1 protein-coding gene is annotated in these 233 nt (G+C 53.2%); it reads right to left on the reverse strand.

Annotated elements, in window-relative coordinates:
- Nucleotides 1-233 (reverse strand): transposase (locus J3482_RS20635; RefSeq protein ID WP_206923146.1); only part of this gene is annotated, 233 nt, incomplete at both ends.

Below are 233 nucleotides of genomic sequence, written 5' to 3' on the forward strand. Positions count from 1 at the left end.
GCGGCGGATGGAAATTGATCCATGTCCCGCCCGATTTCCGCTAGGATTTGCTCTGCTGTTCGTCGACCGACGCCGGGGATGGTGTCTATTAACTCCAGGTCTTCTTCAAAAGGGGTCATTCGCCTCTGAACCTCTTCATCGAGTCGGGTAATCTCTTCATCGAGATAATCGATGTGGCGTAGTTGTGCAGCCAGCATCATGCGTTGGTGATCTCCCATCAGCCCATTTAGGGC

This window comes from Alicyclobacillus suci (genome assembly GCF_017329615.1).
GTDB lineage: Bacteria > Bacillota > Bacilli > Alicyclobacillales > Alicyclobacillaceae > Alicyclobacillus > Alicyclobacillus suci.